Origin of the sequence: Marinifilum fragile JCM 15579 (assembly GCF_001310955.1) — a bacterium.
In the GTDB taxonomy this organism is placed as follows: domain Bacteria; phylum Bacteroidota; class Bacteroidia; order Bacteroidales; family Marinifilaceae; genus Marinifilum; species Marinifilum fragile.
Genome location: NZ_BAZX01000008.1, coordinates 101175 through 113270, shown reverse-complemented (window position 1 = coordinate 113270; position 12096 = coordinate 101175). Strand labels below are relative to the sequence as shown.

The following is a 12096-nucleotide window of genomic DNA, read 5'->3' as shown; positions in this document are numbered from 1 at the left end:
ATTACTTATACATCAAATATGAAAAAAGGCAAATCTTTGTTGCGAGATTTGCCTTTTTATTAAAATTGATATTTTATACGTTCAGTAAGAAATCTATTAAGTTTTCTTCTCGGTTTAAATCAAATTTCTTCCTTAACCTGTACCTACTAATTTCTACTCCCCTAACCGAAATATTCATTAAGGGTGCAATTTCTTTTGTAGATAAATTCATTCTAAGATAGGCACACATTCTTAAATCCTTTGGTGTTAATTGTGGAAAAGACGACCTCAGCCTCTTTATAAAGTTTTCATGCACCTGATCGAAATGTAACTCGAATTGTTCCCAATCCTGATCGCTATTAAATTCGGAATCTAAGGTTTTCATCAACTGACGCACTTGAACCAATGCAGTTGGATCCTTTATCTTTTTTAAAGCCTTCTTCAATTCTCCAACAGCATATGAAAGCACCTCATTTTTATGGATAATATTCATTGTAGAGCTTGCTAATTCGCGAGTTTTAAAATCCACCTCGCTTTTTAACTTTTCATTTCTTAATTCTACAATTTCTCTTTCTGCAATTAAAGCCTCTTCTCTAAATTTCTGTTCCTTAGCTTTAAGTTCTTCCTCCTGCTGTTTCTCCAACCTGTATTGTATCTGCTTCATTCTTAAGCGAACCAATAAAATCAAGCCATAAATAATAAGTAGTGAAGTGAATACATATACAAAATACGCCAATTTGGATCTGTACCAGGGAGGTAGAATTACAAATTTAAACTCATCGGGAACAGATTGAACCCCATATTGATTTTGTGCCAAAACTCTAAACACATATTCTCCCTCTCGTAAATTGGTATATTCCTTATTGGTGCTTACCTCCCATGCAGAAGTATCTTGATCAAATCCTTGCAATTGATATTTATAATTCACCAACTGTGCATGACTTGATTGAGGAGCGCTAAACTGAAAGCGAATCTCATTATTCTTAAACTTTATATATTCTACTGAATTTTCATTATTTGATTTGCTTCCAGCATAAATCACAGAATCTTGCTTTTTACCTGCAATTCGCACCTCTCGAATCAATGTATGAAATTTATTTTCATACCTTTTTCGTATTTCAGGATTGTAGTGAACAAACCCATCTTCAGTGGCAATTAATATATTTTGTCTGTCAATTTCATACACATTTTCAAATGCACCAATAAAAGAGCCACGAATAGAAGAAAATGCCAATTCCTGCTTTGCATAGGTATTATCTACTTGTAGTTTTAAAATACCCACTCTTCCATCCTGAAAATACCAAACATCACCATTGGATTGTTGAAAAAGCTTAGTAAGCTCTTTTTTCGTGCCGAATAAATTATTTAGGGATGAATAAATCTCAAACTTGTTAAGCTCAGGAACATACTTATATATTCCGTTATTCGTTGTAAAGACCTTTTCTCCTCTAACTTCATGAAGACCAATACTCAAATCAGAAGGAAGACCATCCTCAGTTCCATATAAACGAACATTAATACAAGAATCCAAGGCATTATTCAACACAATTCTATAGATCCCCTTGTATCCATGACTCATCCAAATGCTGTTATCTGCTCCCCAAAGTAATTCTCGTGAAGATTCATTAAAACCTCCTATCTTTTGTTTGAATTTCCATTTGTCTTTTTCTGATTCTCGCTCAAAAAGAATTAATCCAGAATAAGTTCCTCCGATCATTTTATTTGGAAAATCCTTGTGGTATAAATATTTCCAACCTCCTTCAACATCAGAAATCAACTCCCCCTTATTCTTATCAATTCGAAATGTCCCATTGGTATGCCCGCAGATTAATTCTCCCCCAATTACTTCCAAACTCCATACCTGTCCGGCAGTATTTTCAACAAGATTAAACTTCTCCTCTGTATTTAATGTTGCACCTGAGAAATCGTACTTCTGAGCAAACAAGCCCATGTTGGTACCAAGATACAAGTATCCATTGTGGTATATTGAAGCATAGCCTGTTCCTATATCTCTAATCCTTGGGAATGTTGAAACAGGAGAACTAATTTCAAGATGATTAATTCCATTATCCAAACCCAGCCACAAGTTCTCTTCTGAATCCTGAAATAAACTAAGTATGGTATTATTTAGCAATCCTAAATCAGTATTGATATGCTGGATAATTTGTCCCTGCTTGTTAATGATATACAATCCATTTCTTACTGTTCCAAAAACAAAATACTTTTTATTAACCGCTAATCCTGAATAAATCTGTTCTTTGATAAAAGACTTGTTTACCTTCAAATTCCAGGTTTCTATTTTTCCAGAGCTATAAATAAATAAGCCATTTAAAGCTGTTGCAATTAAAAGTTCATCTTCTGAATAAGGCAACACACTTACAATTTCATAATTCTTTAATTTTTCTCCCTCATCAACCAATTGAAAATTCTGCCCATTCAACTTACAGAATCCTTTTTTGGGTACCTGAACATAGAATTCATCGCCAATTACAAAACTTTGACGAAATAGTTCTCCATCCCCCAAAACAGATATCTTACCATCTTTATAGAAGAATACTTTTTGAAAGCTATGAAAAACAATTCCATTTTTGTAAAGATAAATCTGCCATATCTCTTTAAAATCTCTATCCTTTTCAGGTACTAAATTTACCAAAGAACGAAAAGTCAATTTTCCTTTTTCGTCGGGCTCTAAAAATCCAAACTCATTGTATGCACCAACAAATACCTTATCCGATCCATCAATGACCAAAGAACGAACCACCGAATTATTTGGCATTTCAATCAAACGCCAATTCGTTCCATCAAATTCCAAAACGCCTTCATTATTGGCAAAATACATCAAACCCTTAGAGGATTGTGCAATGTCCCAATTTTGAGTTCCTCCATGATATTCACCTCTTGGAAAATTCTTGATAAATGGGATTCCTTTATTCTTTACCTTAGCTAAACAGGAAAAATTTAAAAGCAGAAATAGGAGTAATATTGTAGTAGATTTATTCAAAGCAATGATGATTTTGTTTATTGAAAGATATAATGATTCATAAAAATATGCAAAGTTGATTTAATACTAAAAAACATCACAAACAATTTTTCTCAGCTATAACAAAGGCTTACAATTAACAACTCTTAACACCAAAAATACCACACCAAACAAATAAGCAACTAAACTTCTGACACTTATAATCAACACAAAGATTTGAGGATTAACCTTATTTAACCTTGATTCACCTTAAATCAGTTAATGATGCCTGGATGTTAGCTTATCTTTGAATTAAATTTTAAAACAAAGATTAATGTACCGAATTTTACTATCTATATTTTTCATCCTAACCGGATTATCCTTATTTGCTCAAAAGAGTTATACTTTAACTGGAAAAGTACTGGATTCGCAGGAAGAAGGCTCTTTACCTGGTGCAACAATTCTATTAATAAATAAATCTGATACCATTCAAAAAACAGGTACCATAACCGACGAATCGGGTAATTTCAATATAAAAGTAAAACCCGGACAATATGATTTTCAAGTTTCTTTTATTGGCTATAAGGATATTAAAAAATCAATTACTGTTGATAAAATATCCATTGACCTAGGTCAGTTTAAATTGATTGAAAACTCTGAATTTCTTCAAGAAATTAATATCACCGAAACATTGCCTCCTACAAAAATTAAAGGCGACACCACAGTATTTAATCCCAATGCATTCAAAGTAAATCCAGATGCTACAGCAGGAGAACTCTTAGCCAAAATGCCTGGTTTTTATGAAGTGGCTGGTAAGCTGGTAGTAGAAGGACAAGAGGTTGCAGAAATACTGGTTGATGGTAAAAAGTTTTTTGGGAACAATATGAATCAAGCTTTGGCAACAATTCCAAACGATGTAATTAAAAATATTGAAGTTTACGAATACAAAAGCGATGAAGAAAAGTTTACCGGTTTAAAGAGAAATGAAGAAGATAAAAAAACGCTAAACATTGTTACCACCAAGAAAAGCAAAAGACTTGTTTTTGGAGATGTGGCTGCAGGATTTGGTAAAGACAACAGGTATGGTTTCGATGGGAATTTTAACAGTTTCTCGGATAACAATAGCATTACCCTTACTGCAAAATCGAGAGATGTAAATGCGCCTCTAAAATTAAGCAACCGAAATTTTGGGAATAGAAGCATTGACGGGAATGATATTCAGGATGATTCTTTCGGAATCAACTTTGTAAATTCGAAAAATGAAAATGACATTGAGTTTAGCTATGAATATGGCAATCAAGACTACGAAAACAAGAGTAGCAGTGTAAGAAATTATACTTCTGATGCTCTTTTGGGCCAAATTCAAAATTCAACAAACCACTCGACCAATGACAACAATGATCATCGGATTAACCTGAGAGTATCCTTAAATTCCAATCCGAAACACAGATTAATGCTGAATACCAATATTTCTACTGCTGATAGAGAGTCAAATTCCAATTCAATTTCTGATACCAAATTAAACGGCAATCCTTTAAACTCGAACAATAACCATAATTCTTCTGAGAATAAAAACTACAATCTATACCAAACCGTAAATTATTCGAAAAGATTAGGCAACCAAGGCCGCTCCTTGAATTTAAATGCTGGATTTAATTACTCTAACAATAAGTCGGATGGGACGCAATTGTCTGAAACTTTAAATGAAAGCAACGAAGTAAGTCAAAGTATCAACCGAATTTCAGATTCTAAAAGGAAAAATACAGGTGTCAATGCTGGAATATCGTATAGCGAACCCATTGGCAAAAAAGGATTTGCCAACTTAGGATATCGTTTCAATTATAACGAACAAAAATCAGATAAGTACGGCTATAACTTTAATGAAAATGAAAACTCCTATAGCGATTTGGATGAGCTAACCACGAATAATTTTGAAAATTCAAGCATCATAAATGCAGGAAGATTCTCGTATAACCTAAATGGCAAAACTCATGGTTTTAGCTTGGGAGCCGATTTTGAAATGACTACACTTAAAAATGAAGAGTCATTTCCCAATCAGACAGATTTTAAAAAGGATTTCTTCTCATTCAAGCCATATGTTAGGTATTCGCTTAATTTGAAGAATCAAAAAAGAATAAACCTTAACTATATGTCGCGAACAACAACTCCAAATATTCGCGATTTACAAGAAGTTGTAGATCTTTCGAATCCATTGTACATTTCAACTGGTAATTCCGAATTGGAACAATCGAGCTCTCACACTTTAATGGCACTTTATTCAGCTTCAAACATGAAAAAAGGAAGTCATTTGTCCATTCATGCCATGGCAACTTCAACAAACAATACTGTGGGAAGAAGAACAATTGTTGCAGCAAAAGATACAACCATTAATGGATTGTACTTTCTACCTGCAGGAGGTCAATTTTCAGAACCTGTAAATCTTGATGGTCAATATTCAATCGGAACAAGTATTTCGTATAGCTTTCCTCTTAAAAAGTTAAAGTCCAAATTAAATATCAACACAAGAGGTCGTTTTTCTCACAACCCTACTTTTGTAAACGATAAAAAGGCATATACCGATTCGTGGAACTTGAATCATGGAATGACTCTAAGCTCCAACATTAGCGAAAAAATCGATTTTACATTTACCAGTTCAAGCAATTATCAAAAGTCCAATAACACATCAAATTCCGGTTCAGAGTATTTATCTCAAACAACCTCGCTAAACATGTATTGGAATTTCTATAAAGATTTGGTGTTTAGAACAAATGCTAGTAACAATTATCAAAATAACTTTTCGACCAACGATGTGGATAACTTTTGGCACCTAAATCTTGGTTTATCTACCAAAGTATTTAAAAGCAAACGCGGAGAATTATCATTCACGGCTTATGATATTTTAAGTAAAGATGATCAAAGATCTCACTTTGTTTCGGATTTATATACTGCAGATTACTACACAAATAAATTGAACAAATTCTACATCCTTACTTTCAGTTATAAATTAAGAGATGGTAAAGAAAAAGGCAGAAAGCATAGAGGAGGACATGGTATGTATCCTAGTTATGGCAATTACAACATGATGTAATTGCATGAACATCAAAGCAAAAAATTATTTTCTTTTTAATTTTCATAGTCAAGTTTGGCCATTCCGAAAGGGATGGCCTTTTTCCATCGAAAATTTCTAATATGTTGTTAAGAAAACACATTGCTAATGGCCAACCCAAAACAGTTCTCTGCATTTTGGTTAATTAAGGTTAACAATCCGAACATTTGCTACTGAAAGCCAGTATATTTGTTACATGTCAAAAAACCGATTAAATAGAAAGAAGTTTAAAATCATTTCGCCAATGGTTTTAAGTATGTTTTTATTGGTAACTTTTGTGGGATACTGGTTGCATTCTCAGTACAACAATGAAAAGAAAAACCTGCAGGTAGAATTATCCAGACTTTATAATACATCCATAAACGATGGAGAGTTTATTTTCTTTTATCGAAACGTGATTAAACCTGCTTTAAATTATCAAGACACCATTAATTTCGATAGTTTAAAAATAGGAACGAAAAAAACCAGTGCTGAGTTTAAAAAGGCTTACGTTAAAGATTTAAAAGCATTTGTAGATACCAATCAAATCTATATAAATGCATTTAGAGCTATCGAAAAAAATTCATTTATTCCTGATAGTTTAAAAGATGAACGATATTATGATATTTTAAGATTAGGTTATCGTTATCAAATCTACCCTGCTCAAATTCTCTATAACCAAAGTAAGAATCCAAACGATACAACTCAACAATTTTTGAGAAATATATTCTTAAGAAATGTTACACTCAAGTTCCCAAATTTAAAAGCTGGTCACGAAGAAGAAATTGATAGAGAAAATATTGAGTCGATTGAAAGAACCAACAGTGAAATATTAAAAAGAGGGAGATTGGGAATCATTACATATACCCGCAGATATGATAAAGCAAGTGTTCTATACTTTGAACATTACTTTCTACATCTAATTGCAGAAATTCTGGCGCAAATTATATTTGGAATTGTACTGATTGGACTATCCATTTTTGCCTTGGTATTTGCTTACCGGAGCTACCTTACACAGGCAAAGTTGAACATGCTTCGTTCCGATTTTGTTAGCAATATTACACATGAATTAAAAATTCCGGTATCCACAGCCAAAGCCGCTATGGAAGCCATTCTGAATTATGGCATTACCGACGATAAAGAAAAAACAAAATCCTACCTGAAAATGGTCGCTTCGGAGATGAATCGCCTGGATAGTCTTACCTCAAGAGTATTGGAACATTCAAAGCTTGAATCAAATCAACATCTGCTAAAGAAGGAAGAAACCAATTTGAACGAATTTGTCGATCGAATTGTAAAGTCGGTACAACTCTTTTATGTTGATACGGTCAATATCAAATTTACCAAACCTGATGAATTGATAAGCATACCAATAGATCGGGTGTATATTGAAGGTGTTATTCGTAATTTGATTGAAAACAGTAAAAAATATGGTGGCGATGATGTAAGTATTGTTGTTAAGCTATGGCAGAAAGGTGTACATGTTTACATCTCGGTTATAGATAATGGGCCAGGAATTCCAAAAGAATATCTGAGTAAGATTTTCGATCGATTTTTCAGAGTGCCAACTGGCAACCAGCACAATATAAAAGGATTTGGTTTAGGCTTGAGTTTTGCTGCTTTGGTTATGAAACAACACAACGGATCTATTTTGGCTGATAACCTATCGGAAAGTGGTTGTGAAATGAAATTAGAGTTTCCAGCAGTAAGCAGTAAGCAGTAAGCAGTAAGCAGTAAGCAGTAAGCAGTAAGCAGTAAGCAGTAAGCAGTAAGCAGTAAGCAGTAAGCAGTAAGCAAAATTATGACAGTTCTATCTGAAATCGCAACTGATAACTGATATTTAAGCATTATTAACAAAATCAAATTCCTATTATCTTCTTACATTTCTTATCTTGCAAGGCACTCTAGCTAAGATCAACATGAATAAAACCAGGATACTTTACGTTGAAGATGAACCTAATTTAGGGCAAATTGTTTACGACTCTTTAATTTTAAAAGGATTTGATATTATTTGGGTAACAGATGGAGCCCATGTAATGTCGAAATTTCATGATTTCACTCCTGATATTTGCGTTCTGGATATCATGCTGCCAAATGTTGATGGTTACCAACTTTGCGAGCACATCAGATCCAAATTTCCAGCTCTTCCAATCATTTTTCTTACTGCCAAAACTGAAACTCCAGATCTTGTAAAAGGTTTTGAAGCTGGCGGTACCGATTATATCCGCAAGCCTTTTAGCATAGAAGAGTTGGTGATTCGAATTGATAACCAATTAAAGCTACATGGCATTGGAGAAAACAAAGAAACTGTAAAAGAGCAAAAAATTGAGCATGATGAAATTAAATTAGGAACTTACACCTATTTTCCAAAAAGATATGAATTGATCACTCCTTCAAAAACCATTAATCTGTCAAATCGCGAAGGCGAATTGCTGAAAAAATTAACCGAAATGGGAAGTAAGGTTGTTGAACGAAAAGACATTTTAATGCAAGTTTGGGGAGACGATTCATTCTTCAATTCCCGTAATCTTGATGTGTACATTAAAAAGCTTCGAAACTACTTTGGCGAAGATGATAACATTGAAATTCAAACCTTACGCGGGAGAGGATATTTGTTTTTGGTGAAATAAACAACTCTTCAAAAAATACAAAAAGGAGTACTCTAGAAATAGGTACTCCTTCTTTTATAACATGAGATTGAATTTCTATTCAAAGGTAGAGTCAAGTGTTCTAAGCTGAATCACTTTCTTGATTTCTTCCAGTGATAGTTCTGTTTCCAACTTAATGTTTACAGATTCACCGGCCAATACATCGAAATAATTATCAGAAAAGAATCCATCTTCATCACCAAGGGTCAAAAATACATTCTTTGCCAACACATCCGATGATATGTTTATTTCGTAGTTTTTTTCTCCTTTAACAATTACGTACTCCACATTTGGCTTAGGCAATTTGAGGTCTTTCACTGGCTTAAAATATAAGGTATTCCTTGCCACTACTTCTTCACCCATTTGTAATTCAACCAAAAGCATTTCCCTTTCAGGCTTTCTGTTCTGTAAGAATGATTTAAGCTCCTGCGCAAAGAAAACTTCGCTTGAATTTTTACGAATGACAATATCTTTGATTTCCGACCAGTTTTCTTTCCCTGAAAAATCAAGCACTCTCATGATTAATTTGGCTTTGATTTCTTTCTGATGGTCATTTACCACAGCTAGCTTAATACTGTCATTTTCGGCATAAGGAGAAACTAACAAAGGTTCAAAGCCTTTTTTTACATAGTATTGTAGAGCTTTCCATTCCTGGTAATAGTCCGTAGAACTCCATGAAGCCACAGGCCAGCAATCATTAATCTGCCAGTACAAACTTCCCATACAATATGGCATGGCTCTTCGGTGACCTTCCAATGCAAATTTAATTCCTTCGGCTTGCAACACATGATTCACATACAGGAATGATTCAAAATCCTTGGGCTTCTTGTAATCTTTTAGCATGTAATATTCAATGGTTTCGTTCCCTATCGACGATCGCTGGTGCGACTTCATTACCTCTGAATAGATATCGTAATCCTCAGGCTCGGCATATTTTCTAACCGATTTCATCTGAGGGAAAGATTGAAAACCATATTCGCTCATAAAGCGAGCAATGTGTGTGGCATAAGTTTCAAACGGTTCCTTTCCCCACCAAACTCCCCAATAGTGATCATCACCATTGATTAAATCCGGCTTTACACCAGTTCCTGATGAAGGACTTGAACTCCAGTAAAATCTTGATGAATCATATTCTTCTACAGCTTTTGGCAATACTTCATGAAAGATATCGGCGTAGGCTTTCCAAACTTTAGAACTTACCTCCTCACCTTGTTCTTTCGCTTGTCTTTTCCAACCCCAATTGTTCCAGGCAACCAAAATTTCGTTGTTTCCACACCAAAGTGCAATACTTGGATGATTTCTTAGTCTTTTGATGTTATCTCTTGCCTCAAGTCTTATATTGTCCAAGAAGTCCTGATTACCCGGATACATTGCACAGGCAAACATGAAATCCTGCCAGACCAATATTCCTGCCTCATCACATAAGTCATAAAACAAATCATCTTCGTAATAACCACCTCCCCAAACTCTAAGCATGTTCATATTGGAAGTTTTGGCAGTATGAATCACCTTTTCAAGTTGCTCCTTACTAACCCGGGATGGGAAAATGTCATTAGGTATGTAATTGGCTCCTTTCATAAATACTGGCACCCCATTAACTTTGAAATAGAAAGAAGTCCCTTTTTCGTCCTTCTCACGAACTACTTCTACCGTTCGAATACCAATTCTGCGACTTGCTTCCTCTATTTTTCCATTAACATTTACCTGCGCCTTGATATGATATAGGTTTTGATCTCCCAAACCACTAGGCCACCATAGTTTTGGGTTTTCAATATCAAAATTCAATTCGTATTTATGAATTCCCTTTCTCAAATGCACTTCTGTAGCAACCAATTCTTCTCCTTCATTTTGAATCTGAATATCGGCCAACACTTCGTCCTCAGACTCCAATTCAAGAATCGCAGTAAAATTGGCAATATCATCGTTCACTTTATTTTGCACGATCTGTAAATCATGAATTCTTGCATTGTCCCATGCTTTAAGATAGACAGGACGCCAAATGCCACTACTTACCAAACGTGGTCCCCAATCCCATCCATAATGATAGCCTGCTTTACGGGTGTAAATGCTTACCCTTTTGTTTCCTTCAACCTGGCCCAATTCAGCTTGGTCATTCTCCGCTCCAGGATAGACAAATCCATTAGCATCGTACAACTTTAAACCTTCATTAATTGGCGACCGAAACTCAATTTTCAGTTTGTTCTTTCCTACTTTCAGATATTTCTTTACATCAACAGTCCACTCCCGAAACATGTTATCTGCCGAAAGTACTTTCTGATCGTTCAGGTAAACATCGACATAGGTATCCAGACCTTTAAAATCAATGACAATTCTATCTTTACTTAAAACTTTCTGATCCAGATCAAATTCTGTTTTATAAAGCCAATCCTTTTTATCGATCCATTGCAAATCATGCTCATTTAATCGATAAAAAGGGTCTTTTATTTTCTTATTTTCAATCAGGTCTGTATGTACACAGCCTGGCACTTCGGCAGGCATCCAATTTATCGAATCCTTTTCAGAAAACTCCCAACTGGAGTTCAACTCTTTCACAATCATTGAGTTTTGATTTTGTGATTTACAGCCCAGAAGAAAAATCAGGACAGTAAATACTACAATACATCGTAGAGACATAAGTTTGTTTTTATTGTTTGGCTTTGGCTTTTGGAATTCATGCACTAAAATAAACAGAAAAAAGAAACCGATGAATTGTAAGACTTACAAGTTTACAATTCATCGGTCATTATCCTGGCGCTGTGTATGCACCGTCTATATAAACAGCACTTTTTTATCTCTGAATAGTTCTCCATATTCGGGAGGTAAATCAATTAAATCGGCAGTTAGATCATTGATAATATCCAGACTTTTATTGGACAATAAATTCATGATATCATCAATGGTATCTCCGCAAAGCATAAAAGGCATCTGATGAAAAACCATTTCATCCTTCCAACACAGAGCGTAAATCTGATATTCATTCACCTCATCCATGGCTTTATTTTTTATAATACAATTGTTCAGCCAGATATCAGTGTCCATTAAGTCATGTTTTTTCAACTCCCTATCTCTTTCTTCTGCTCTACTATTGGCTTCGAAATAAGCAGCAATTTTTTCATTCGATTCTTCTGACAGCGAATCATGCATTTCCTGTCGGCAATCCATACAGCAAGCCAACTCAAAAACCAATTGTGGCTTATCAGAACCTGGCTTTTTTTCAAATGCCTTCTCAATCAAATACAATTCGTTACCATCGCTTAAATTCTTACCACAAATGGTGCATTCTGTAAATCTCTTTTCTTCCTTCTCCGAATAGAATATCTCTGGAATGGGTGTTGAATGTGTTATTTCAAATAATTCTGACATGCCGTAATTTTTACTCAAAAATAGCAATTCAACATTACATTTTCTTTTAAATTATATTTCAA

At 34.5% G+C, this 12096-nt stretch carries 6 protein-coding genes; 3 read left to right on the top strand and 3 right to left on the bottom strand.

Annotated elements, in window-relative coordinates:
* Nucleotides 1-73: 73 nt before the first annotated feature.
* Complete coding sequence (locus JCM15579_RS08510; protein WP_054718588.1) at nt 74-2980, bottom strand: triple tyrosine motif-containing protein; 2907 nt, start codon at nt 2978-2980, stop codon at nt 74-76.
* Between the two features lie 292 nt (nt 2981-3272).
* Between JCM15579_RS08510 and JCM15579_RS08505 the strand changes: the two genes are divergently transcribed.
* From JCM15579_RS08505 to JCM15579_RS08495, 3 genes are all read left to right on the top strand, one after another.
* Nucleotides 3273-6026, top strand: a complete 2754-nt coding sequence (locus tag JCM15579_RS08505) for a TonB-dependent receptor (RefSeq protein ID WP_054718586.1) — start codon at nt 3273-3275, stop codon at nt 6024-6026.
* Nucleotides 6027-6240: 214 nt separating this feature from the next.
* Nucleotides 6241-7746 (top strand): sensor histidine kinase, encoded by a 1506-nt coding sequence (locus JCM15579_RS08500; RefSeq protein ID WP_054718583.1) that lies wholly within the window; start codon nt 6241-6243, stop codon nt 7744-7746.
* Between the two features lie 196 nt (nt 7747-7942).
* Nucleotides 7943-8653 (top strand): response regulator transcription factor, encoded by a 711-nt coding sequence (locus tag JCM15579_RS08495; protein WP_054718580.1) that lies wholly within the window; start codon nt 7943-7945, stop codon nt 8651-8653.
* A 75-nt stretch (nt 8654-8728) separates the two neighbouring features.
* On the opposite strand, the gene JCM15579_RS08490 is transcribed toward JCM15579_RS08495, so the two are convergent.
* Together JCM15579_RS08490 and JCM15579_RS08485 are read right to left on the bottom strand one after the other, a co-directional pair.
* Nucleotides 8729-11230, bottom strand: a complete 2502-nt coding sequence (locus tag JCM15579_RS08490) for a beta-mannosidase (protein WP_218186112.1) — start codon at nt 11228-11230, stop codon at nt 8729-8731.
* Nucleotides 11231-11440: 210 nt separating this feature from the next.
* Entirely contained in the window at nt 11441-12034 is a 594-nt protein-coding gene (locus JCM15579_RS08485; RefSeq protein WP_054718574.1) for a hypothetical protein, read from the bottom strand.
* Between the last annotated feature and the right edge of the window lie 62 nt (nt 12035-12096).